The following is a 24116-nucleotide window of genomic DNA, read 5'->3' as shown; positions in this document are numbered from 1 at the left end:
GAGTCTTTTAAATTGTTTGAGAGCTTACTTTTAGTTAGGATGGAATCCCACGAGAAGGTCTGTGGGCGGTGTGGGGATGATGTTCGCCTCACCGTCGTGGACGGGCGGCGCGCCGAGAAGTGCATCTGTCGTGTGTCCTTCGAGGACGAACCGATGCCCGCGTGCTGGCACCTCGCCTACGAGACCATCAAGGCCCGATAGTCCGGCTGGCAGTCGCGCGACTGGCCGCCACTCGTGGGATGGGTCTGTCTTCTGCGCGACGTGGTGTAAGGCGGACGGATTCCGAGTCTTCTTTCTGGGGCCGTTTCGACAGTCTGTGACGAGATGAGCGAGGAGCTGGTTGATCGTCTCGCCCGGGTGAGCGTCAGCTCGGTCTGGCTCGAGGCAGAGGGTGTGCAGGGCTGGTTCGCAGTCGAGAACGAGCCGGAGATCCGCACCCCCGAGAAGCATCGGAGGGGGTGGGACGAGGGTGAGCTGCGAGTGCTGATCCGCATCGCTGAGGAGATCAGGGACGAACACGGCCTCGTGTACCCGTATGGGCGCGTTCGTGCGAAAACAGAGGAGGGTGAGTGGCAGGAGCCGTTCGTGACCCTGCCAGAGCGGTGGAAATCGGGTGTTGACTCCGAGCAGGACGCGGAAATGCCGTCGGAGGCGTGGCGTGGTGACCGGCGTGACATCGGGGAGATGCACGTGTTGACGTCCGAGGGGTGGCGGATGCGCGAAGGGGCACTCGAGGCGACCGAGAAGGTGCGCTCGAAGGCGGTGGAACGCGTCGTTCTGGTGGACGCCTACGTGCGTTACGCGCGGGAGACAGGTGTGTCCGGCGTGTGGGGCGAGTACGTCGAAGAAGTCACAGAGTCGTCGCTCACGGGGTTCCTTGACTGGTTGGGTGAGGACGAGGTGGAACGGTTGCTCGCCGAGGCCGTCGAGATGTTCCCCGAACGTGAGGGCGTGCTGGACGCGAGTGGGAGGACGGGCTGGGACGCGGTGTTCGCGCTCCAGCACTTCCGTCGCGAGTAGGTGTCTGTGTCGGCGAGCGGGTCACGGTGGTTCGCGTCGGATAAGGGTTCGTGTGGCAGAATGCTGGCCCGTTCGTGCCTTTATCCCGGGTGCTCGGATACCTTTGGCGCGCCGATGAAGGCACCTGATTCCGACGACAGCAAGCACAGCGCGGAAGACGACTACGCAGGCCACCCCGTCGAGTGTGGGGACTGCGGCAGTTCCATCGTGATGCGGTGGGACGCGAAGCGTGGAGAGTACCGCCTCGTCTGCGAGTGCGCGTTCGGCCCCGCCGTCCCGTTCGACGCCGAGGACGAGTTCTACAGCGAGTGGGAGCGCGTCGAGACGCCGCGGATGCGGGGTGAAGACGATGACTGACACGCCGGCGGAGATCATCGACGTGGTGCGCCGGGCCAGAGAGACGGGCTCGCAAGTCCGGATTGAGACGGATGATGGCCGTGTCGTGGATACGGTCATCGCCGCCGTCGACGTCGACTCGTCGCTCGCCGAGGAGACGCGCCACGACCCGCCGCACGGAGAGTTCGCCGCCATCCTGCTTCCCGGTGGGCTGCGGGAGATCGAGGACTGGGAGGTGGGTGGTATGGTCTACACCATTGAGGCCGATGGTGGCGGGTGGCGGGCGGTCACGGTCAGCTGGGTGACCGAGGTTGACGAGACCGGTCAGGTGATCGACGAGTACACCGGCGAAGTCGTGACAGCCGAGGTGGTCAGCGATGAGTGACGTCGCCGAGCAGATCGAGGACGTCCACGTCGTCGTGCAGGCGCGCAACGGCGCGCTCGAAACGGCCGAGGTCTACGCCGACGTGGGCGCCGCATTGGAACGCTACTCCGATCTCTCGTCCGACGCGGCCAACATCAAAACCCTGCTCGCGGCGAACGCGGTGATCGAAGACCTCGACTTGGGGGTGTAGTCAGAGGTCTCCGGGGAGGTGATCGCGGCGGAGTTCCATCCGCTCGGTCTCAGAGAGTTGGTTGTAGTTCGAGTCGATGACGCGGACGCTGACGTCGGCCCTGTCGGAGATGACTTCCTTGGACACGTCCTCGCGGAGGTGCCACGTGATCGACCCGCGGCGGATGGCGTGCGTGCTCTCGCTCGTGGGGCACTTGGAGGCGTCGTTCTTGTTGGCTTCGGCTTGGCAGTCGGCGATCTTCCTGTCGTGCGGACACTCGCCCGTGTAGAAGCACGGTTGGGTGATGGAGTAGATCGTGTTGCGAAGGGTGGTGATCGACGCGCGACCGTTCTCTGTCGTGAACAGCGGCTCGCGGCCGGCGTCGTCAGTCACGTCGTGCCGGTGTTCGTTGATGTAGTCGGCGATGATGTTGGCCGTCTTCTCTCGGATCGCGACCTTGCGTTCGCTCTTGGACTTCTTCTTGAGAGTGGTTTTCGGTGGGCGATGGCGGAGGCGGAGGTACTGCTCGTCGGGGTGGAAGTCGTCGAGATCGAGGGAGTGTGCGGCGCCGACGCGGAGGATGGGATACCAGAGCGTGACGATGAGCGCGTGTTCGAAGGAGGCGTAGTGGTACCTGTCGAGACGTTCGAGGATGTGGCGGCACCGTTCGTCGTCGATTTCGTTGTTGCGTTGCTTGTCGTCGCCTTTGGAGGGGGATTTGACGCGGTAGGGGAGGGCGAGTGGGACGGCTTGGAGTTCGGCGCAGAACTTGAGGAACACGCGCAGGGTGTCGAGTTGGGTTTTGACGGTGAACACGCTGTATTCGGTGTTCCAGTCCTTGTCGCCGGCGGCGTCGTTCTCCTCGCCGAATCGGTGGAACTTCCAGAGCTTGATGTCGAAGCCGTCGAGTTCGTTGAGGTGGGTGTAGTCGGTCTCGTCTTGGAACCAGTCGATGAACTTGCTGAGGCGCGACCGGTGACTGCGGATGGTTGCGGGTGAGGCGCCGTCGGCGCGTTTGTCCTTGATGTAGAGTTCGAGCGCGTCCGAGGGTGTGATGTCTCTGAGCGGTGCGTCGTCCGTGATTTCTGGTCTTGGTGTGGACATACTCCGATCTCCCCGCCGGGAGAGATGGATGCCCGACCGCCCGCCGCGGTGTTGGGTGTGATGGGCCGGAAGCGCAGCGCCCCTGCGCGAGCACCGGGTGCTGTCTGCGAGGCCGTGAAAACGACTCCGGGAACGCCCGTCAGGGCGCACGCCCGGAGGTTATTTTCACGGGTGAGCGAAGCGGGTTCAAATCCTGTAGCGCCCATCCGAATTTCACCCGGATCGAAGCAAACATCCACCAGCGGTAGAGCCGTTCAAAACCCTTTTTTCGGAGGTTTCACGCGTTTCGGTGATCTCCGTCGATTAGTTCTCATTCGATGTGCGAACGCGGCCCCGTCACGTCGCGCGGTTAGATCCGCAAACGAGGAGGTTTCCGTGACTGATCGCCCCTCTCTCGCCTCTCGGCGCTACTACTGCCGTGCCTGTGGCGATCGCTACGTCCTCAACCCCGTTTTGCAAGAGTGGCTTCTGCATTGCGTGCAAAACGGTCAGTGACCGGTTATCTCTCTCACGAGCGAGGTCGAAGTCGAACAGTTCGACCGGGAGCCATAGCAATGCCGCTTCCAGTCCGTCGAGTGCCTCCAGATTAGCGAAGAGCTGGGCAACCTCTCTGGTGACGATCTCGCCACGAGGCGTGGGGGAGTATTCTCCATCGTTTCGTTCGATCCACTTCCGATCTTCGAGGTCGCGTAAAATACGACTGAGAGTGACGCGCGAGGCATCGATCCGCTCGCGTAACTCGTGGCGAGGTCGGGGAGCTGTTCGAACCGCGTCGAACACATCCAGACGGTTCGGTGAACTGACGAGGAACTCGACGTCGGCGAGTGTCGTTTTGTTCGAATACATTGTGTGGTATTCGATGGCATACGATATACGACTACCGCCGGACGCTGACCTCTTTCGATTCGGGTCACCTACTGAGGGTTTTCAATTGACTCGAGTTCCATTAGCTGCTCCGAGTCAGACGTCGTCTCCTGTATCTCTGAAAAACTGTCCGGCGTCAGGAGTAAGGCGCCTTCCTGATAGGATTCGAACGTCTCCGCAGCCCAGGTGTGAACCGTCTCATCGCCAGTCTCGATCAGGGCGAGGGGCGCACCCTTGTCGTCATCGACCCCGAAGTACACGACCCCATCGTTGATCCCGACGACATCTGGAATGGGATCGTCGCAGACGTACACGGTTGCTTGGTCGGCCGTAAGAATATCGGTGAACTGTGAGCGGTGTGCTGTGTCAGTCATCGTTGCGACGACGTTCGGCGTCACCACTGCTTCGAACTGTTGAGTACCGGTCGTGATCGCCTCCCAGTGTGCGTTCAGACAAGGGGCCGGGAGCGCGTGTGTGAGAACCCGAGACTGCCGGGCAGTGCGCTCAAGCTCACTCGCCCGGTGCATCGGTGCAAGCGGATTGTTCTGGCTCGGCAGCGTGACCGTCGCATCGGTGAGACGCTTCAGTTCGAACGCCAGGGTGTCCGTCGAGAGCCACTGTTCGACGGCACGTAACCGTCGTGCGGTGTCCATCATCTCCAGCAAGTCGGTGAATTCGTCGTGGACCCACGCACCGAGTGACGTGATCTGTGCCTCCTGCCCGTACTGGGTGATCCAGGCACGTTCTTCGAGGTCGTCGAGGATCCGCCCGAGGGTTGGGCGCGAGACGTCGGTGGCGTCCATCAACTCGTCGCGCGTGTGCGCTTGATCGTCGCTCAGTCCCGCGAGCAGGGCGATTCGGTTCTCGGACAACGCGAGAAACGCGACGTCGTCGAGTGCCGAATTCATGTGTATTGGTACCACGCACTCCACTAAATAGCATAGGGTGGTACCTCGCCCCCCGTGTGTTGGGAGTCTCATCATAGACGGCCTACAGACGCTGACAGTCCATTTTCAGACGCGCCGATATCGATGTCCCACGGGTGTACCACTAGCCAGTCCGCCATTCACACTGTGAACGCTGTTCACGGGACATTGCGATAAGGCATCTCAGCGAAGACAACGCTGGACCGCTATGGAGGCAGACATCACATGTCAACAACGGAAAACAAGGAGAAAGCCCGTCGAGTGGTGGAAGCGATAAATGCGGACGATATGGGCGTCATCGACGAACTGTTTGCGGACGACTACGTCGGACGCTATTCTGCACTCACTGAGGCCTATCACGGTCCCGAGGGGGTCAAGGAATTCGTATCACGGTTTCTAACGGCATTTCCGGACGCCGAGTGGACGGTCGAGGACGTTATCAGCGAAGGCGACAAGGTGGTGCGACGTGACCGGATCAGCGGTACGCACGAAGGCGAGTTTATGGGGATCGAACCGACGGGGAAGAAGATCGAAATGGAGGGTATCGGTATCCTCCGGGTCGAAGACGGCCAGTTCGTCGAGTCCTGGGGTCAAGCCGACACGGTGGGGCTCGTGCAGCAACTCGGCGTCTTCGAACCGCCGGAACGGAGACACGACTGACAGCCGTTACCGGTTGTCGATTAACCAGATAGCCGACCCCGAGGACGTGTACGATACGCACGAGCTGCTCTACTAGATCGAAACTGTCCCGGAACAGTTCCCCGGTTAGCCACCCGTTCCACCCTGAGCGCCTCGTTCACACTGTGAGCATCGTTCAGGGAATATTGCGAATAGCCGTCTCCGGGAAGAGAGAGACGAGGAGTCTATGACTCCACGGAGGACCCACTGATGGCAACAACACGGACCAACAAGGAACTGTTCCGGCGTGTCTTCGACGCGCTCAACGACCGAGATTTCGATGCGTTCGCTGACACCCATGCTGACGACGTCGTTCTCCACGACCACGACGAGGAGTTCCACGGTGTCGAAGCGGTCACCGAGCACGAACAGGCCCTCTACGAGGCATTCCCGGATATGAAATACACGCCAAAGGTCATTCTCGCCGAGGACGACCGAGTTGCAGCTCGGTGGACGGCCACCGGAACCCACGAAGGGGAACTGGAGGGGATTCCCCCGACAGGTACGGAAGTCGAATTCCCGGCCAGCGGCGTCCTGCGAGTCGAGGATGGGAAAATCACGGAAGTCTGGCTTACCTACGATCAACTCGGGATGCTCCAGCAACTCGGCGTCGTCGAATCACCCGGCGAATAACATAACCAGACGGGGAGTGCCATGACGAAGCCCGAACAAACCAACGAGAAATACGCTCGCCGGTTCAACGAGGAGGTCCGGGGACAACGCAACGGTGACGCGATTGACCAACTCGTCGCCGACGACGTCGTCGGCGACAATGCTGCGCGTCCGGAGCCAGTCCGCGGGTCTGACGGCGTCCGTGAGCTCGCCGACCTGCTCTACGCGGCGTGTCCCGACTGCGGGGTTCGACTGAAACAGATCGTCGCCGATGGCGACCGGATTGCTCAGCGCGTCTCGGTCACTGCCACCCACGAAGGCGAATTCATGGGAATCGATCCGACCGGAAACCCCGTGGCGTTGACCGGGATGGATCTCACGCGGTTCGTGGACGGCAAGTGGGTCGAAGGATACGACCTCCGGGATATGCTGGGCCTGTTTACCCAACGTGGGGTCATCGAGCCACCTAGAGAATGACTTACCCAGGGAGAAGACACAATGGCAACGACCATTCGAGAGAACAAAGAACTCGTTCGACGGTTCATCAGCGAGGCGAACGACCAGAACTACGACCAAGTGACGGAGCTGTTCACCGCCGATTATACGCGGCACGACCCGGATGCTGGCGTCGATGCACAGGGCCCAGAGCCGTTCATCGAGGCGCTCCAGCGACTCCACGAGGCGTTCCCCGACAGCGAGGTCCACATCGGCGAACTCATCGCAGAGAACGACATCGTGGCATTCGAGGGAACGATGACCGGCACACACGAGGGTCCGTTCAAAGGGATCGAACCGACACACGAACGGATTGAGATACCCGGGAACGCCATGCATCGCGTCAGAGACGGGCAGATCGTGGAAACGTGGGCCACTTGGAACTTCCTCGCCGGTCTTCAGCAACTCGGCGCAATCGACGAGCCGGTCGAATAGCCCACGTCTCTCTCACCCGTCCGGCTCGTCGTCCGACCGGAACGGCCACCGGGTTTCGACACATCGTTCCATTTCCGTCGAGCGGAACTCCGCGTCGGCTGACTCCGCGACATCAGCGTCCATCGACTTGACCTCGCGTTCGAGTTTGTGTGTGTCGAGTGATTCGCTTATAGAGAACTACGAGGCTAACACCCTCGCCTTTAGGCGGGTGAGACGACGATGAACGCGGACGTGAACGGTGCGGTGAACATCCGCCGTAAGATAACTCAGAGTCCCCCGTTGGGGGATATGAGTAACGGCTGGTTGACACAGCCCGGAGTCTTCCTGTTCGACCGCGAGAGCGGGTCGTTCAACACGAGAGAGCAGGGAGACTGCAAACCCTACCATCCCAACGCTCGGGATACCTCCGGCTTGAGCCGGAGGAGGATGTCAAGCCGACTGCCCCACGACGAGTTCGGTTTCGAGCGGAACCTCGTTAGAGAGGTTGTCCACTAGCGGCGAGGTTGCCTCAACGCGCTCTCGGAGCTCTTCAAGCTCTGACTCGGAAGCGTCGGCGTCGATATGCGTCCGGCAGGTCACGGACTCGTAGCCCGGCCGGACGTCCTCGGAAATACCGAGGAATCCGCGCAGGTCCAGATCGCCCTCCATCTCAAATCGAAGTTCGTGAATCTCGATGTCCATCACAGCGGCGTTGGCCGCGTATCCGACGCTCAGACACGACCCGAGCGCCGCGAGCAACAGTTCGACCGCGTTCGGTGCCGACCGGTCGCCGAGGATCTGCTCCGGCTCGTCGCCCTCGACGTGGAATTCCCGCGTCCGGATCTGTTCTCCCGCCTGATCGAATTCGTCGATAGCCGTGGTACACTGCAGCGCGTCCGTCCACTCGGTCTCCGCGTAGAATCGGAACTGGCCGGGCAACGGATCGTCCGAAATGACCTCTATCGTTTCATGTAGTCGTTCGACATCCACTCCGTTTACCGCTACCATTGGTTTTATTACACTCCTGCAATCGACACTACGAATCGGACGCTATTGTAGCTATTTCCCGCAATTTCTGCAGGTCCTGTATGTTTTGCACCCGTTGAAGGATCGTCATCCGCTGCAAGTCGGACACGGCTGTGTCGTCATCCTCACTTGTCCACCACTCTTGATGGGGATTCCACGAAAGTGGGTACCGGGGCGATCGAACACGTGGCCCCGCTTCGGTCAGTGAGTTGTTACCCTATGAGGTGTTGGTATTCGAGCGGTCGGGCCTCGGATTTGTATGTCGTGTATACCGACTCTGCCCAGTCGTGTGCCGTCCGTGTATTGGTGTCGATCAACACATCTGCTTTGGCCCCGCCGGGGTCGTAGTCATTAACGGCGATCCGCTCGTCAAAGAAACTGATCCCATACGTCGGCACGTCGTCGTGGACGAGTGGGTTCAGATTACCGCTTTCGAGAATATCGGTGCAAAGTTCCGGATACGTCGAGATAATGTATCTGGCAGCGTCTGGTGGATTAATGATTTCGGCCTGCATGCCGTCGAGGATTCGTCGTCGAAACTCCTCCCGACAGGGTTCGAGCAAGGCGAGATCAACCCCGAGAAACTGAAACTGATCGGTCTCTAAGAGTAACGACCTGAATCGGCTCACCGGGCGGTACGGCGCATCGTGATCGGCGGCAGTCACCGTCGTCTCTGAACTCATCTCGAGCGTGAGCTCGATAACTTCGTCCGGGAGTAAATGACAAACATCACTCAACTTTCGCACAGTTTCGACCTGATTAAGCAGGTCCTCCATCCCTGATGCGATGGCCTCCCCCAGACACGTGGCGACATATTGGTATCCCTCCTTACGGATCCAGGTTCGATTTTCAAATTCGTCCAACGTTCGTCGCACCGTGGATGAGGAAACACCGGTCAGCTCACGGAGTTCAGAGCGACTCCGTGGACCCTCCGTCAGTGCGACGAGTGTCTGATTCCGGTGCTCAGACCGGGTGAGGTAGGCGATATCGTCAATCGGGGGTCTTGTGGCGTGTTGACGAATGCCATTATTCATAACAGTAGTACTCATCCGTCTTTAGTTAAGCGAGAAACCGCGTGGCAGCGGCGGCTTATCGGGACTACTTTTCGGAAGGAATGAGGAGGAATCGAGTGTGCACAACGAAGCCTCCTCGTCTCAAATTATGCGTCGGCTCACTACACTGTTTCCCTCTGAGTTCCTTGAAGAGCACGCCGAGGAACTCGGCGTGGTCGAACGTGACCGCAAACTCCAGATTCCTGCCTTTGTCTGGGCATTCGTGTTCGGCTTCGCCGCAGGCGAAAGCCGAACACTCGCCGGGTTTAGACGCTGTTACAACGCTACTGCCGATGAAACGATTTCTCCGGGCGGGTTCTATCAGCGGTTGACTCCGACGCTTGCGGAGTACCTCCGCGACCTCGTCGAGCGCGGTCTCGACGAGGTCGCTGTTCCTAACGCTGTTGACGCTGATATCGACCGATTTAGAGATGTGATGATCGCTGATGGAACGGTGTTGCGGTTACACGAATTTCTCTCAGATCAGTTCGAAGCCCGCCACGAGGAGCAGGCTGGAGCGAAGCTCCACCTGCTCCACAATGCCACGGTGCAGACGATTGAACGGCTCGACACTGCTAACGAAAAAACGCACGACAGCACCCTGTTCAAAACAGGGCCGTGGCTTGAGAACCGCCTCGTGTTGTTCGATCTCGCCTATTTCAAGTACCGCCGGTTTGCGCTGATCGACGAGAACGACGGCTACTTCGTGAGTCGGCTGAAGCAGAACGCGAATCCGGTGATTACGGAAGAATTACGGGAATGGCGCGGCCGCGCCATTCCCTTAGAGGGCAAGCAGCTCCGCGCTGTTCTCGACGACCTCGACCGGAAGTACATCGATGTAGAGGTCGAAGTAGAGTTCAAACGAGGGCCGTACAACGGGACACGATCGCTGGATACGAAGCAATTTCGCGTCGTCGGCGTCCGCGACGAGGACGCCGACGACTACCATCTGTATATGACGAATTTGGCGAGAAAAGAGTTCTTTCCGGCAGATTTAGCAGAGATCTACCGCTGTCGGTGGGAAGTTGAGTTGCTGTTCCGCGAGCTGAAGACGCAGTACGAACTGGATGAGTTCGACACGAGTGACGAACACGTGGTGGAGATCTTGCTGTACGCAGCGTTGCTCTCGCTGCTGGTAAGCCGTGATCTGTTGGATCTCGTCACTGAGCAGGCAGATGATGAGCTCGTCTTTCCGACAGAGCGCTGGGCGGCGACCTTTCGGTCGCACGCCCAGCTCATCCTCCACGAACTCGGTGAGTACCTCGGCTACTCACCACCGCCGCTGCTCGAACGGCTGATCGAAGACGCTCAAAAAATCCACAAGCAGCGACCGATCTTACAAGAGACACTCGCTACCGCTACACAACCGAGGTGTGAGGCTTAACTAAAGACGGATGCAGTAGTACTATACGACTTCAGTAGCATAGGTATTCGGATCGTTCAGATATTCGAACGTGAGAGACCAGCAACGTGGCGTTGAATACCGAGCGTCATCGCCGATCGGGGCGTCCGTTCGCCCTCCACATAGCTTAAGTCGATCCAGCCGCGACCGCACTGAGACGCGCGATCTCTGGGATCGGAACCAAGAAATCACTCCGTCTCACCCTTCATTCGTACCGACATATGACCGAGTCGTCAGCTATGATCTCAAAAACCACCGTGTCGCGGGGGTCCATTGGCTTGTTGCTTGGTCCGGTGATGTTTCTCGGGCTGCAGCTCGCTGATCCGGTCGCACTCTCCCCGGAGGCAACGGCTGTCCTCGCAAGCACGACCTGGATCGTCGTCTGGTGGATCACCGAAGCGATTCCGATCCCAGTCACGTCGCTTCTTCCGATCGTTCTCTTCCCGACAACCGGCGTGATGACCGTCGGAGACGCAACGACGCCATACGCGGATCCAATCGTCTTTTTGCTTCTCGGCGGGTTCCTCATCGCGCTCGCCATCGAGCGCTGGAACCTCCATCACCGATTATCACTGCTCGTCATCTCCACCGTCGGCACAAGCGGAAAGGGACTCGTGTTCGGGTTCATGGCAGCGACCGCATTCCTCTCGATGTGGATCTCGAACACGGCGACGGCGATGATGATGGTACCGATCGGTGCCGCCGTCATCGTCGAGCTCACGGCGATCGGCGGTCGAACAACCCCGCCGCTCGATCGTGACGAGCTCGAAGAACCCAACGATCCGATCGCCGTCGAGGGGGAACTGCTCCACGGCTTCGAGGCGGATGCGGTCGAACTCCCGAACACACCGTTCGGGGTGGCGCTCATGCTCGGCATTGCCTACGGCGCGTCGATCGGCGGGGCCGCAACCCTCATCGGCAGTCCGCCGAACGCGGTTCTTGCAGGTGTGGCTGAGTCGAGCCTCGGCATCGAGATCGGGTTCCTCGACTGGATGCTGGTCGGCGTCCCGATCGCCGTGGTCTTCCTGCTCATCGCGTGGGTGTTGCTCGTCGTGGTCTTGCGCCCGACGATAGATCGCCAGCCCGGTCGTCCGGACGTGATCGACGACCACCTGCGCGAATTAGGGCCGATGACGACCGGTGAGCGACGCGTCCTCGCCGTGTTCGGACTCGTCGCCGCCGGCTGGATCGTTCGTCCGTTCGTTCTCCGGCCCGTCGTCCCGATGCTCACCGATGCGATGATCGCCGTTGCTGGTGCCATCCTCGTCTTCCTGATCCCGGTCGATGGCGAGCGACTGCTCGACTGGGAATACACGTCACGGGTCCCGTGGGGTGTGCTGTTGTTGCTTGGTGCCGGGTTTTCGATCGCCCGTGGCTTTCGGCAGAGCGGACTCGACGGCGTCGTCGCAGACGCGATCGCTGAGTTGGGAATCACGGAACTTGCCGGGATGATTCTGCTGATCGCGACGGTCGTGGTGTTGCTTACGAACGTCACATCGAACGCGGCCACTGCGTCGTTGTTCATGCCGATCGCGGTGAGTATCGGCGTCGCGATCGGCGTTCCGCCACTCACGCTGATGGCAACCGCCGCATTTGCAGCCTCGTTTGCGTTCATGCTTCCCGTCGCCACCGCGCCGAACGCCATCGTCTTCGGCAGCGGCTACCTGACGATCCCGCAGATGGCGAAGATCGGTGTCATCATCACCCTTCCAGCGATCCTCGTCATTTCAGCGTTCGCCATCTGGTGGGTCCCGATCGTCTGGACGTAGACCGTCCGGCTCCCGATCGACTCGGCCCACGGACCGGACTGGCTGCGGATCACTCGGGCTTCGTGGACCGAGCGGATCGTCTCCTTCGACGTACGATCCGTATCGGCCGTCCGGACCGCGTCACCCGCCGGACCGCGTCACTCGCCGGACCGCGTCACTCGTCCATGGTCCGGCCACCGTCACCCGTTTGGGTCTCGACCGCTTCGACGAGACGGCGTATGTCGTCGATGCCGAGCGGGTCGATCTCCTGTCGCGCCCCGGTTTCGGTGTAGAGGATGCTGGCGGTGATCGCACGGTCCGGATACACCTCGCGAGCGACGTGGTAGTACACGCTCAACTGCTTGCGATACTCGTCCTCGCCGTGCCGACCGCGGTCGGTCTTGTAGTCCACGATCTCGACACGGTCCGGCGTCACGTACACGAGGTCGACGGTCCCCGAAATCGTGACGCGATCCCCGCCGACCGTCAGCGGGAGGGAGACGTCCTCTTCGACCAACGGGTCGCCGTCGCCGTCGAGTCCGTCGATGAACTGCGCGACGTGTGCTTCGTCGCTATTCCGTGCCTTCACGTCATCACCGAGCGCGTACGCCTCGGCGAAGTCGTGAACGTGGGTCCCGAACGCGGTCCCGCGGCCCCCCTCGACATCCTCGAATACCTCATCGCGCATAAGCGTGTGCGGCGTGTGTCCTGTCGGTCCCTCTTGGACGGGCATCTCGACCCGGAGCGTGGTCCGCTCAGCGTCTTCGCGATCGATCGCGGCCAGCTCGGGCGTGACCGACTCCACGTCGACCGGGAGCTCCTCGAGGAACGTGTTCGGGTCCTCGCCGGCGGCGAAGACGACGTGGCTCTCGGCTCGCGTGATGGCGACGTAGAGGAGTCGACGTTCCTCGTCGTAATTACGGGGGAGACAGTTCCGACGGACGTCCGTCCGCCAGTCGTCATAGACGTGGGGCAGGCCATGTGCCTCGTCAGAGTACACGTTGCGCTGCCGCAAGCCGACCGGGTCCTCGTAGGTGATCACGCCACCGCCACCGCCGCCTGGCGGGAACCGCCCGCCGTTCATGTTCGCGAGAATGACGATGGGATACTCGAGGCCCTTCGTGGCGTGAATCGTCTGGACGGTCACGGAATCGGTTCCCGCGCCGGCGTGCACCTCGTGGGTGCTTCCGGCCTCGATGCCGCGCTCGATGAATCGGATGAGGTCGCCACGGGTCTGCATCGTCGCGTTGTGGACCGACTGGAGGGTGTGGAGGACCACGTCCGCGGTCGGGCCGTCGGAGCCGTACCGAGCGAACACGCGACGCGCGACGCCGCCCAGCGTGTCCAACTCGCGAAGTTCCTCGCGGAACGCCACCATGTTCTCGGGATACGCCTCGTCGTCGAGGATCGCGTCCACCTCGTCGAGCGTGTAACCCGCACGCTCGAGAACGGTTGCCCAGCCACGATCGACGTCGTCCTCGAGGATGCGCAGCCAGGCGAGCAGGAGCTTGGCCTGGTCGGTTCGGAAGAGTTCGATGCCGCCCTCGTACGCCATCGGGAGGCCGTGCTCTTCGGCGGTCCCGAGGAGTTCGCGGCCGAAGTCACGGGTCCGCGTCATCACCGCGATGTCGCCGTACGTCGGCGGCCGCAGGTCGCCGTCCTCGCCCTCGACGCGGTAGCCGTCGTTCCCGACGATCTCCTGGATCTTCGCCAGCACCGCCAGGTGCTCCTCGTCGCTCTGGATTGCCTCGATGGTGGAGTTCTCGTGATCCGCGTTCGCCTCCAGTGAGTCGCCGATGCGGTCGTCGACGGCCTCCACGTCGACCGCGTCGCGCTTGGCCGCGGGAACGCGCAGGCTGTGTTCCGAGAAGTCGAGGATCGCCTGAGTGGACCGGTAGTTCTGAACGAGTTCGACGGTCTTGACGGGCGCGGTCGGGAACGAGACGCGCTCGTGGTCGCTGTTCAACTGGCCGGCGAAGCGATCGAGGCGGTCCTCGAACTCGACGATGTTGTCGACGTCGGCGTACTGGAAGCCGTAGATGCTCTGCTTCCAGTCTCCCACCACGCAGACGTTGTTCGTGCCCGCGAGCAGGAGGGCGAGTTTGAACTGGATCTCGCTGGAGTCCTGGAACTCGTCGATCATCACGTACTCGAAGGCGACGCGCTCGCGCAGCTCGTGGTTCTCACAGAGCAGGACGAACGCGAACAGCTGGAGCATCCCGAAGTTCAGGTAGTTTCGCCGCAGCGCGAACGCCAGATACTCGTGATAGACGTCGTGAACGAACGCCTTCAGCTCCTCCCGGTCCTCCTCGAAGACGCGCCGGGCGAGACCGTCCGGAACCTGCTTGCCGCTGCCCCGAATCTCCGACTTCTCGGGGGCGTCGGGGAGGTAAGTCTTGTTCCGGCCGTACCGGCCGAGTTTCGACCGCAGAACCGACTGCTTGCGCCCGCCGTTCCTGGGTTCGTTCAGCTCGTCGAACTGGCGTTTGAACGCCGCGAACTCGCCGTCGAGGTGTCGCTCGCCGTCGCGGTACCACCCCTCGGCGTCGGGGAACACCCCCTTCGCTGCCAGCTGGTTGACGAGGCCGAGCAACCCTGTCGGGTCGGAGAGCGCGCGGAAAACGTCGTCGTACTCGGGATGGTCGTCGCTGAACCGGTCGATGAAGTCGTCGAACAACGCTTGCTCGACGAGTTCGTCCTCGACGAGGCGCGTCGAGCCCGTAATGCGGTCGTCGATGCCGAGATGCGTCGGCGCGGCGTGCCCGTGCTCTTCCAAGACGTCGTGGCACAGTGAGTGGAACGTCTGGATGGGGGCGTCCGCGAGTTCACGCATCCCGTAGCCGCAGTTCCCGACGATTCGCTCCTTCATCTCGGCGGCCGCGTTGTTCGTGAACGTCACCAGCAGGACGTCGTCCGGGCTGACCGCGGGTTGGGAGACGATGTTCGCGTAGCGGCGCGTCACGGTGAACGTCTTTCCCGTTCCCGCTCCCGCGTCGACCAGGTAGAGGCCGTCGGTGCCGTCGATGAGCGTCCGCTGTTGGTCGTTCGGTTCGAGGTCCGTCATCGGTCCCCCTCCCTGTGGCCGCTCCCGCCTTCCTCCTCCTTGTGGCCGCTCCCGCCTTCCTCCTCCTTGTGGCCGCTCCCGCCTTCCAGCAGCAGGTCGCGGTTGTCCACGTAGCGGTAGTTCGGCTCGCCGCCGAGACCCTCGATCGGAAAGCGCTCCTCGCCGGCGCGACGACGGTTCAGTTCCTCGAGCCGTTCGTCGACGAACGTCTCGAAGGCGTCGAGGTCGTCCTCGAAGAAGGCCTGCCCGCGAACGCGGGCCAGTTGTCGCATCGCCTGCTTACAGCCCTGCTCGACGTACTTGTAGTCGCCCACGCAGTCCTTCATCCGTGCGGTCAGCGTCCGTCCGAATTCCGAGTCGATGAGTTCGTCGCTGTCGGTCGTCTCCGGGAGGTCGGTCTCGACGAACGCGGTGGCATAGTCCTCGTACTCGACCTGGGAGAGCGTCTTCCGGCACTTGTTCGAGCCGTCCTCGACCAGTTCGTCGAAGAACGCCTCCGAACTGGCGTACTCCTCGAACGGCATCGGGTGGTAGGTGATCGTCGTCAGCGTGTCGTCGAGGTCGGCCTCGCCCGCGACGACGTCGTCGAGCGTCTCGAGGAAGTGGAAGAACGTGAACTCGAGCTCCTGGCCCGGGTGCTGGGAGCGCCAGTGCGTGAGATACAGCAATGCTTGGAAGTTCGGCGCGTCGCTGGGGGGATCGAGCGCGGAGTTCGTGACGATCCGAGACGCGCTCTTGCGACGCCCGCTCTTGTGGTCGACGAGCCGCGACGGCGAGTGAACCAGATCGATCTTTCCTTTGAGACCGAGTTCGTCGTTCTCGAACCACCGTTCGGTGATGGGCGAATCGACGGGTCGGTCGAAACGCTCGGCGAAGACGTTGCTGCCCCAGCCGCTTGTGGCAGTGAGGAACTCACCGTCGACCGGCCCGTTCTCCTCGAAGAACGCGACGATGGTCTCCAGGCCCGCGCGATACTTCGTTCGACGCGTCGCCTCGTCGACCGACCGGACGAACGGCCGCGTCTCGTCGAGCACGTGCTCGACGACGTCGTCGATGACGTCCTCGTCGACGAAGTCCGGATGGGTGACGTAGAACTCGGCGAAGTCGTGGAAGAGGTTCCCCTCCTTGAAGTAGTCCTCGTCCGGGCTGTCGACGAGGCGGCCGAAGAAGTGGTCGCGTGGCGAGTTGACGTAGGTGCCGAGGCTCGACTGGCTGATGGTCGACACCTCGTTTGTGGTGGCGTCGACCGGCTCGTTCTCGAAACCTTCGCCGGTGCGGTCGAACCGTCGGGTGTGGGTCTGCGATGTGAGATCGCTGAAGCGCTCGAACTCCTCGTCGAGGAGTTCCTCGAAGTAGAGACACGGCGTCACCGGCGAGCCGCCCTTTGCGTCTTGGACGAGGTAGTATTGGGTCGCGCCGCTCTGGAGGAGGAGCTGGAACTGCTGGACGTTGCGTGTGTACTGGGCGTCGCGGTCGACCCACGGCCGTCGCGGGGCCGAATGCGTCCAGTCCTCGTCCAGGCCCAGGTAGAACACCACGGGTCGGTCGACGTAGGCAGCCGACTTCGCGTCGGCCAACAGCACGCCCTCGTTCTCGCGGTCGATCGGGACCTCGTAGCTCTGGAGATAGAACACGAGCTGGTCGACGGCGGACTCGGTCGCACGCGCGTCGGCGATGCCGAGCGTCTCGAGCTCGTCACGGAACGCGCCCAGCCGGCGGTCAGTCCTGTCCTCGAAGCGATCGAGCGCCTCGCCGAAGGTGCGGTCCTCGATGCGCTCACGGAAGTCGACGATCCAGTCGAGTTCCCGGTCGTCGAGTGCGTACAGTCGCTTCTCGTCGTGTTCGACGTCCACCGAGATACCCACCCGTTCGAGGAGCGGTCGTATCTCGCCGACGCGCGTGTCTGTGCCGCCGTGTGCGGCCCGAAGCAACTGGACGAACGCGCGGTGGTCGGGGTCGTCGATGAACCCGGGGCCGCCGTAGAACGGGATGTCGGCCGCTTCGAGTGCCGATTCGACGAGCGTCGAGAACTCGCTTCCCTGGTCGAGCACCACGGCGACGTCGGCGGCGGTCTCCTCGGTCACGGCGTCGACGACGGCGTCGACGATCGCCGTCGAAGAGTCGAAGACGTGGAACGGCGGGTGATCGAACTCCCGGTCGTCGAACGTGTCGTACGTATCGTACTCGTCGGGCAGGATCGAGCGTTCCAGCCGAGTGAGCTGGTCGTAGCCGACGACTGCGACGTCCCGCTCGTCGCCGATGCGGTACTCGGTGAGGCGGCTCGAGGTCGTGTCGAGGGCGTCGACGTGCTCGATGGCTTGGCGCGTGACGTCGTCCACGTATGCATCGTAGTCACGGATCGCGTCGAGGCGACCCTGATGTTCCCAGCACTGGAGAACGTTGCCGATGGCGTAGGCGCCACGCTTCCAGTCCATATCGGTCCGTTCGGCGAGTTCGAGGAAGGCAATCCGGTCCTCGGCTTCTTCGCGACGTCCCGCCGCGAGGCGACGGGGCGTGGTCGCGAACGATCCCAATCGTGGCCGGTCAATGCGGCGGTTCAACGCACCGGCCAACGGCGCATCCGGTACCACGACGAGGTCGTAGCTCGCGACGTCTTCATAAAGGGCGTCGATCGGTTTGGCCCGGGGAAATGACACGACCGAAAGAGGCGCCCATCGAGTAATAAATGTTGACGGGGTGGTCTCCGTCCGCTCCCGTGCCGATCGTCAGCAAGGGCGGACGTGACGCCTGATTGACGTCGTGACGGTGCTTGACGTCCGACGGGGTCACCCGGGAGGTATCAGACCTCCACGCGGTGCTCCAGGAGCCGCCCGGCCTGCAGGACGGTCGCGTCGTCGAAGCGCTCGCCGACGAACATCAACCCGACCGGCAGACCCTCGCTGGTGCCCGCGGGAACCGAGATCGCCGGATGGCCGGTCACGTCGAACGGCGCGGTGTTCGGGAGCATGTTCACCGCGCGTTCGAGGATCTGGAGCCGGCTGGGCTCGGGAATGCGCTCGTGGGCCGTCTGGGGCGTCGTCGGCATCGCGAGGACGTCCACGTCCGCCAGCGTCTCGTCGTAGGCGTCCGCCAGGTCCAACGAGAGGTTTTGCGCCTTCGCGTAGTAGTGGCTGTGGTACTCCTCGGCGAGGTACTCCCCGAGCGTGGCGACCAGCTTGATCGTCGGCGGATACCGGTCCGCGTTCTCCCGACGGGCCTCGGCGAAGGCCGCCATCAGGTCGGCGTCGTAGTAGCCGTTCCCGAAGTGGCCGATTCCCTCGCCGTTGATCGTCGCAGTCGTGCCCTCGTTGGCGATCCCGTTCCAGATCGGAAGCCCGTCCAGATGCATCGGCACCGAGACCTCGGTGACGGTCGCGCCAGCGTCCGCGAGGTCGTCGAGCGCTGCCTCGACCGTCCCGTCGACGCCCGACTCGCTTTGCTCGTGGCCGAACCCTTCCTCGAGCACGCCGACGGTGAGGTCCGCCGGGTCCGGGTCGGACGCGACGGCGTCGGCGTACGACTGCGTCGGCACGGCTCCCTGTCGGGGATCGAGCGGGTCCTTTCCGGCGATGGCCTCGAGGACGCGCGCGCAATCGCGGACGGTCCGGGCGAGCGGCCCGGTGTGGTCGAACGAGCAGCCGAGCCCGAGGATCCCGGTGTACGGGACGAGCCCGTGGGTCGGCTTGTGGCCGACGACGCCGCACCAGGCGGCCGGGATGCGGATCGATCCGGCCTGGTCGCCGCCGATCGAGACGTCGACGGTGCCGTCCGCGACCGCGGCCGTGGAGCCGCTCGAGGAGCCGCCGGCGAGGTGGTCCCGGTCGTGGGGGTTCAACGCGTGGCCGTACGCGGACATCTCGCCGCTGCCGGAGAACGCGAGGTTCTCCATGTTCAACTTGCTCGTGATCCGGGCGCCCTCGTCGAGCATCCGGGTGACGATCGTCGCGTCGATCTCCGGCACGTAGCCCGGAATCACGTCCGAGCCGAAGGTCATCTCGACGCCGGCCAGCGAGACGTTGTCCTTCAGCCCGACGTCGTACCCCTCCAGGACCCCCGAGTCCGATCCCTCGACGGTACACGTCCGAATGACCGCGTTCAGTGGATCCTCGTCGGCGGTCGGCTCCGACCCTTGCTCCCGGTCGGGATATCGGACCGGCGGCTTCGAGGCGGACAGCTCGTCGAGCCGCTCGTAGGCGCCGAGCAGGTCCGGAATGACGGCCGCCAACTCCTCGACCTCCTCCTCGGAGAGGTCCATGTGGTGGGCTGCGGCGTAGCGTTCGATCTCGTCGGTCGTCGGTGGACGTATAGTAGTCACTAGAAATAGTTACTCACATTTGGGATCGAGATCTGATCAAGAGCGGTGTCGATCGCTGTTGTCAGTTCGTCGAGTGAGTCAAAGAACCGGTTGCTGAGGGCTGCTTGGAGCTGTCTCCAGCATTCCTCGACTGGGTTCAACTCCGGTGAGTACGGGGGAAGCGTCACGAAGGCGAGGTCGTCACGGGCCGCCAGCTCCGTGACGGCCGACGCCTGGAAATACGGTGCACCATCGAGAACGATAATCAGATCATCTTCAAATTCTTCACAGAGTGCTAAAATGAAATGTTTTGCGTGATCTGCGGTGATGTACTCTGTACATCGGGAGAAGAACCGATCACCATCCTCGGTGATCGCGCCGAGCAAGCACGTCCAGTCCCGCTACCCGGACAATTCGACGGAGGGCCGCGTGCCACGCGGAAATCACGCGGCACGCGGCTCGACCTGGACTGATTTCTTGGTTTGATCGATACACACTACTGTGGCGTCCATTTCCCGCCGCTTTTTTTGATCTCGTCGTAGAACTCGTCTTGGTCGGATTCCTCAGATTCAGCGGCTGTACGTCGAGGTTTTTGATAGCTGAGTCCAGCTTCTTTCAGTAACCGCCGACAACTCGGGGCAGAGTACTCAACGCCGTAGGTTTCTTCGAGAAAATCTTGGACGAGCGCCGGTGTCCACGCCGGCGCGTCGATCCCGACTTCCTCGGGTGGTTCATAAACAGTTCGTTCGAACTCTTTTTGCTGTGATTCTGAGAGCTTTCGTTTTCTCCCAGATCGATGAGCATCGGAAACAGCTTGCTCAAGCGGTTCGTCTGTATCAAGTCGCATCAACCAGCTGTAGATCGTTCTTCGCCCGGTGTCATGCCACTCTGCAAGTTCGGTCTGCGTCACACCGTTTTTGTACGCGATCGCCGCTAACAACCGTTGAATCGGCTTGTTTCCGTCAATATTGTTGAGGGCGTCTTGGAGTTCTTCGACGGAGATCTCGTCGAGATGATCCATTGAGTATAGTAACAACCTTTGAGCGGAAAGTTCTAACGATTACTATAGGTCGCTCACGGTTCGTCCAATGGTACGACACCACACGACATATAAGTTGGCGGGGCGTCGGCAGGTGCAGACACTCACTCGACGCCGGCGGGGTCGGTCGATCGCCGGCGGGGTCAGTCGATCGCCGGCGGGGTCGGTCGATCGCCGGCGAACCGTGGTCGTTCCGACCCGGCTACTGCAGATACGTCGGATCCTCCCCCTCACAGGACCGTTCGTGCTGGGTCGCGTCCTCGCGGTCGTCGAAGAGCATTCCGCACACCTCGCACGCGAACCACGTCGCGCCGTCCCGTTCGGTAGTCGTGACCATACCCCGTGATTCGTGGGCGAGCGACTTTTAGGTTGCCCCGCCGACGTCCGTCACTCGAACACGCGGTCGTCGAACGCGTCGCCGGCGATCCCCGGTCCCTCGGGGACGTCGATCGCTCCGCGCTCGACCGGCGCGGGGTCGGCGACGAGGTCGGTCCGAAGCAGCGACCCGGTCGCCAGTCCACAGGGACGAACCTCGGGGATCGCGGCCGCCGCATGCACCGCAGCGGTGCGCGCGACCGCGCCGTCGATCGTCGTCGTGACGATCGGCTCGACGCCCGCGTCCCGGGCCCGTCGAGCCGCCTCGACCGTTCGGTCGACGCCGCCCAAGACCATCGGCTTATAAATGATCACGTCCGCGGCGCCGGACTCCAGGACCCGATCGACGCCGAACTCGCGGACGGACTCGTCGAGCGCCACGTCGATCGGGAGCTCGTTCCGGAGATCGACGTGCCCCTTCAGGTCGCTCGCCGGAAGCGGCTGTTCGACGTAACTCACGCCGATGTCGGCCATCGCGTCGAGCGCTCGCCGAGCAGTTCCGCGATCCCAGGCGCCGTTGGCGTCGACCCGGATCTCGACGGCGGGACCGACCTCGCGACGGACCGCCCGCACCCGGTCCAGGTCGTCCGCGAGCGGTCGCGACCCGGCCTTCAGCTTCAATGCCTCGTAGCCGTCCTCGACCGCTCGGCTGGCCGCTCGCGTGGCCGCCGCCGTCGAGCCCTCACCCACGGTGGCGTTGACCGGCACGCTCGTCGCCGGGGACGGCGCCGGGAACCCGACCGATTCGGCGAGGTGGTCGGTCAGTCGTCGGTCGTCGGCACGGGCGATCGCGTCCGCCCGCGCCAGCGTGACTCCGTGGCGTGCGGCGGGGGTGTCCGCGTCCGGGATCCGAGCGTCGGATGCGGCGCCGCTCCCGGCGTCGAAGCCGTCGTCGTCCGCGGTCGTCAGCGCGGCCTCACACGTCGCGGCCGATTCGGTCCAGCCGGGCAGCGGCATCGCCTCGCCGACGCCGCGGGCGGGGACGTCGTCGGCGTCAGGCTCGAGGCCGACGAGCCAGCCCTCCCGCTCGAGGATCTCGGCGCTGGCGGTCCGCAGCGGGCTGTCGAGTTCGAGCGAGACGGCGGTCAGGCGCATCCGTGGTTCCTCCCGGTCACACCGCCAGCCCGAGCCCGAACAGGGCGGCGTAGGCTGCGAGCCACTTGCCGGTCCGCTCGAGGGCGGGGTTGAGCGCCTCGCCGGACGTCTCGGTGCGGATCGTGTCCACGATCGACGCGGCACGCGGCAGGGTGGCCAGCGGGGCGAGGGCCGCGAGACCGTATCCGGTCGGTCCGACCGCGAACCAGACGGGGACGACGTACGCGAGCGCGGTCAGCGCGACGAACTGCAGGCGTGAGAAGCGATAGCCGAACCGCACCGCGAGCGTCCGCTTGCCGGTTCGGACGTCCTCCTCGCGGTCCCGGACGTTGTTGACCACGAGGACGTTCGTCGCGATGGCGGCGATCGGCAGGCTCGCGATCAGGGCGTCGACCGACAGGCCCGCGGCGACGAGTTCGGTCGGGAACGCCGACGCGACCAGCGCCGCGGCCTGGACGTAGTAGGTCCCCGTCACGGCGACGACCCCGAAGAAGACGAAGACGAAGAGGTCTCCCAGCCCGTGGTACCCCAGCGGATACGGGCCGCCGGTGTAGGCGATCCCGGCGGCGATCGAGGCGAGCCCGACCAGAAGGATCGCGACGCCGCCGACGGAGACGAGATAGAGCCCCACGAGGATCGCCAGCGCGAACGTGATCCACATCGCCCGCTTGACCGCCGGCGGCTCGATGATCCCCGATGCGGTCACCCGGGTGAACCCCTCCCGGTCGGCGGTGTCGGCTCCCTGGAGGGCGTCGTAGTAGTCGTTCGCGAAGTTCGTGCCGATCTGGATCAGTGCGCCCCCGACGAACGCGGCCAACGCCGGCAGCGGCGCGAAGACGCCGTCGTGGATGGCCAGGCCGACCCCGACGAGCACCGGCGCGGCCGCCACCGGCAGCGTCTGCGGCCGCGCGGCGAGGACCCACGCCTTCGTCCGCGAGACCTCCGTTGCACTCATTGTCGAGCGTTGGCTGCCGGCCTCCCTGAAGGTTGCCATCCCCGATCGAGTTGCCGTCGACGGTCCTCAGTAGTGCCAGGGGTACTCCCGGAACTCGGGCTCGCGCCCCTCGAGGAACGCGTCGCGACCCTCCCGGGCTTCCGGAGTCATGTACGCCAGCCGGGTCGCCTCCCCGGCGAAGACCTGCTGGCCGACGAGCCCGTCGTCGGCCATGTTGAACGCGTACTTCAGCATCCGCATTGCGGTCGGGCTCTTCCGGGTCATCTCGTCGGCCCACTCCAGCGCGACCGTCTCGAGATCCTCGTGGGGGACGGCCTCGTTGACCATCCCCATCTCCTCGGCCTCGTCGGCGGAGTAGGTCTTCCCGCGGAAGAAGACCTCGCGCGCCTTCTTCTGGCCGATCTGTTTGGCGAGATACGCCGAACCGAAGCCGCCGTCGAAGGAGGCGACGTCGGGATCGGTCTGGAGGAACTTGGCCTCCGACTCGCTGGCGAGCGTGAGGTCACAGACCACGTGCAGGGAGTGGCCGCCGCCCACGGCCCAGCCCGGAACGACGGCGACGACCGGTTTGGGCATGAAGCGGATGAGCCGCTGCACCTCGAGGATGTGGAGCCGGCCGGCCTTCGCCTCCCGGACGAGTTCGTCCTCCTCGTCGGCCGCCTCGTCGTCGTCGCGGTACTCGTAGCCGGAGCCGCCCCGAACCGACTGGTCGCCGCCCGCACAGAAGGCCCAGCCGCCGTCCTTCGGGGAGGGTCCGTTCCCGGTCAGGAGCACGCAGCCGACGTCGGCCTGCTTGCGCGCGTGGTCGAGGGCCGCGTACAGCTCGTCGACCGTTCCCGGCCGGAACGCGTTTCTGACGCCGGGCCGGTCGAAGGCGATCCGAACCGCGGGAACGTCGACGCCGCGGTGGTAGGTGATGTCCTCGAACTCGTCGGTCACCGGCTCCCAGGCGTCCGCATCGAAGATCGGCGAAACCATACGGTCGATCGGCGCGCGGCCGTATAAAAAGCGACGAGTCGCACGGCGGCGTAGCCGCTCGTGGCTGGTCGAATCGGCCACACGG

23 protein-coding genes and 3 pseudogenes are annotated in these 24116 nt (G+C 63.2%); 12 read left to right on the top strand and 14 right to left on the bottom strand.

The window, feature by feature from the left end:
- Positions 1 to 39: 39 nt before the first annotated feature.
- The 5 genes from CPZ00_RS15440 (at position 40) to CPZ00_RS13930 (ending at position 1931) form a co-directional block, all read left to right on the top strand.
- Complete coding sequence (locus tag CPZ00_RS15440; RefSeq protein WP_157744253.1) at positions 40 to 201, top strand: hypothetical protein; 162 nt, start codon at positions 40 to 42, stop codon at positions 199 to 201.
- A gap of 123 nt (positions 202 to 324) precedes the next feature.
- Positions 325 to 1020 (top strand): hypothetical protein, encoded by a 696-nt coding sequence (locus tag CPZ00_RS13945; RefSeq protein ID WP_096391430.1) that lies wholly within the window; start codon positions 325 to 327, stop codon positions 1018 to 1020.
- 114 nt (positions 1021 to 1134) lie between these two features.
- Positions 1135 to 1377 (top strand): hypothetical protein, encoded by a 243-nt coding sequence (locus CPZ00_RS13940; RefSeq protein WP_157744252.1) that lies wholly within the window; start codon positions 1135 to 1137, stop codon positions 1375 to 1377.
- Positions 1370 to 1741: a hypothetical protein gene (locus tag CPZ00_RS13935; protein WP_096391428.1), complete on the top strand. Its 372-nt coding sequence runs from the start codon at positions 1370 to 1372 to the stop codon at positions 1739 to 1741. Before CPZ00_RS13940 ends, CPZ00_RS13935 begins: the two co-directional genes overlap by 8 nt.
- Entirely contained in the window at positions 1734 to 1931 is a 198-nt protein-coding gene (locus tag CPZ00_RS13930) for a hypothetical protein (RefSeq protein ID WP_096391427.1), read from the top strand. Before CPZ00_RS13935 ends, CPZ00_RS13930 begins: the two co-directional genes overlap by 8 nt.
- On the opposite strand, the gene CPZ00_RS13925 is transcribed toward CPZ00_RS13930, so the two are convergent.
- The 3 genes from CPZ00_RS13925 to CPZ00_RS13915 form a co-directional block, all read right to left on the bottom strand.
- Complete coding sequence (locus CPZ00_RS13925; RefSeq protein WP_096391426.1) at positions 1932 to 3014, bottom strand: tyrosine-type recombinase/integrase; 1083 nt, start codon at positions 3012 to 3014, stop codon at positions 1932 to 1934. It lies immediately after the preceding gene.
- Between the two features lie 336 nt (positions 3015 to 3350).
- On the bottom strand, positions 3351 to 3860 hold the full coding sequence (locus CPZ00_RS13920; RefSeq protein ID WP_096391425.1) for a hypothetical protein: 510 nt from the start codon (positions 3858 to 3860) through the stop codon (positions 3351 to 3353).
- Between the two features lie 68 nt (positions 3861 to 3928).
- Positions 3929 to 4786: a helix-turn-helix transcriptional regulator gene (locus CPZ00_RS13915; protein WP_096391424.1), complete on the bottom strand. Its 858-nt coding sequence runs from the start codon at positions 4784 to 4786 to the stop codon at positions 3929 to 3931.
- Between the two features lie 243 nt (positions 4787 to 5029).
- Here CPZ00_RS13915 and CPZ00_RS13910 point away from each other — a divergent pair, with 243 nt between their 5' ends.
- The 5 genes and pseudogenes from CPZ00_RS13910 to CPZ00_RS16095 all read left to right on the top strand — a co-directional run.
- Complete coding sequence (locus CPZ00_RS13910) at positions 5030 to 5464, top strand: ester cyclase (RefSeq protein WP_096391423.1); 435 nt, start codon at positions 5030 to 5032, stop codon at positions 5462 to 5464.
- A 228-nt stretch (positions 5465 to 5692) separates the two neighbouring features.
- The gene (locus CPZ00_RS13905) at positions 5693 to 6115 is read left to right on the top strand and encodes an ester cyclase (RefSeq protein WP_096391422.1); all 423 of its coding nucleotides are present in this window, start codon (positions 5693 to 5695) and stop codon (positions 6113 to 6115) included.
- A 21-nt stretch (positions 6116 to 6136) separates the two neighbouring features.
- The gene (locus CPZ00_RS13900) at positions 6137 to 6571 is read left to right on the top strand and encodes an ester cyclase (protein WP_096391421.1); all 435 of its coding nucleotides are present in this window, start codon (positions 6137 to 6139) and stop codon (positions 6569 to 6571) included.
- Between the two features lie 21 nt (positions 6572 to 6592).
- The gene (locus CPZ00_RS13895; protein ID WP_096391420.1) at positions 6593 to 7024 is read left to right on the top strand and encodes an ester cyclase; all 432 of its coding nucleotides are present in this window, start codon (positions 6593 to 6595) and stop codon (positions 7022 to 7024) included.
- Between the two features lie 210 nt (positions 7025 to 7234).
- Positions 7235 to 7405 (top strand): annotated as a pseudogene (locus CPZ00_RS16095) (RNA-guided endonuclease TnpB family protein); the annotation flags it as partial.
- Positions 7406 to 7453: 48 nt separating this feature from the next.
- On the opposite strand, the gene CPZ00_RS13885 reads toward CPZ00_RS16095, so the two are convergent.
- Positions 7454 to 8011, bottom strand: coding sequence for an OsmC family protein (locus tag CPZ00_RS13885; RefSeq protein ID WP_096391419.1), 558 nt, complete (start codon positions 8009 to 8011; stop codon positions 7454 to 7456).
- Between the two features lie 230 nt (positions 8012 to 8241).
- Positions 8242 to 9063: a transcriptional regulator FilR1 domain-containing protein gene (locus CPZ00_RS13880; RefSeq protein ID WP_096391418.1), complete on the bottom strand. Its 822-nt coding sequence runs from the start codon at positions 9061 to 9063 to the stop codon at positions 8242 to 8244.
- A 127-nt stretch (positions 9064 to 9190) separates the two neighbouring features.
- Between CPZ00_RS13880 and CPZ00_RS13875 the strand changes: the two genes are divergently transcribed.
- Entirely contained in the window at positions 9191 to 10465 is a 1275-nt protein-coding gene (locus CPZ00_RS13875; RefSeq protein WP_096390025.1) for an IS4 family transposase, read from the top strand.
- A gap of 62 nt (positions 10466 to 10527) precedes the next feature.
- Here CPZ00_RS13875 and CPZ00_RS15435 read toward each other — a convergent pair.
- Positions 10528 to 10620: pseudogene (locus CPZ00_RS15435) on the bottom strand (IS6 family transposase); the annotation flags it as partial.
- Between the two features lie 102 nt (positions 10621 to 10722).
- Between CPZ00_RS15435 and CPZ00_RS13870 the strand changes: the two are divergent.
- The gene (locus tag CPZ00_RS13870) at positions 10723 to 12252 is read left to right on the top strand and encodes an SLC13 family permease (protein ID WP_096391417.1); all 1530 of its coding nucleotides are present in this window, start codon (positions 10723 to 10725) and stop codon (positions 12250 to 12252) included.
- A 154-nt stretch (positions 12253 to 12406) separates the two neighbouring features.
- Here CPZ00_RS13870 and CPZ00_RS13865 read toward each other — a convergent pair whose 3' ends face one another.
- From CPZ00_RS13865 to CPZ00_RS13835, 8 genes and pseudogenes are all read right to left on the bottom strand, one after another.
- Complete coding sequence (locus CPZ00_RS13865) at positions 12407 to 15295, bottom strand: UvrD-helicase domain-containing protein (protein WP_096391416.1); 2889 nt, start codon at positions 15293 to 15295, stop codon at positions 12407 to 12409.
- Positions 15292 to 17952, bottom strand: coding sequence for a PD-(D/E)XK nuclease family protein (locus CPZ00_RS13860; RefSeq protein ID WP_096391415.1), 2661 nt, complete (start codon positions 17950 to 17952; stop codon positions 15292 to 15294). The genes CPZ00_RS13865 and CPZ00_RS13860 overlap by 4 nt, the downstream gene beginning before the upstream one ends.
- 143 nt (positions 17953 to 18095) lie before the next feature.
- Complete coding sequence (locus CPZ00_RS13855; RefSeq protein ID WP_096391414.1) at positions 18096 to 19610, bottom strand: amidase; 1515 nt, start codon at positions 19608 to 19610, stop codon at positions 18096 to 18098.
- Positions 19610 to 20610: pseudogene (locus tag CPZ00_RS13850) on the bottom strand (IS630 family transposase). The gene CPZ00_RS13855 and the pseudogene CPZ00_RS13850 overlap by 1 nt, the downstream one beginning before the upstream one ends.
- Positions 20611 to 20830: 220 nt before the next feature.
- Entirely contained in the window at positions 20831 to 20965 is a 135-nt protein-coding gene (locus CPZ00_RS16050) for a DUF7128 family protein (protein WP_021073640.1), read from the bottom strand.
- 50 nt (positions 20966 to 21015) lie between these two features.
- Positions 21016 to 22098, bottom strand: a complete 1083-nt coding sequence (locus tag CPZ00_RS13845; protein ID WP_096391413.1) for a mandelate racemase/muconate lactonizing enzyme family protein — start codon at positions 22096 to 22098, stop codon at positions 21016 to 21018.
- A gap of 16 nt (positions 22099 to 22114) precedes the next feature.
- Positions 22115 to 23053 (bottom strand): 1,4-dihydroxy-2-naphthoate polyprenyltransferase, encoded by a 939-nt coding sequence (locus tag CPZ00_RS13840; protein WP_096391412.1) that lies wholly within the window; start codon positions 23051 to 23053, stop codon positions 22115 to 22117.
- A 66-nt stretch (positions 23054 to 23119) separates the two neighbouring features.
- Positions 23120 to 24031, bottom strand: a complete 912-nt coding sequence (locus tag CPZ00_RS13835; protein ID WP_096391411.1) for a 1,4-dihydroxy-2-naphthoyl-CoA synthase — start codon at positions 24029 to 24031, stop codon at positions 23120 to 23122.
- Positions 24032 to 24116 lie beyond the last annotated feature (85 nt).

Origin of the sequence: Halopenitus persicus, from assembly GCF_002355635.1 — an archaeon.
GTDB lineage: Archaea > Halobacteriota > Halobacteria > Halobacteriales > Haloferacaceae > Halopenitus > Halopenitus persicus_A.
The sequence above is the reverse complement of the archived record's forward strand: the minus strand, read 5'-3'. Positions and strand labels throughout refer to the sequence as shown.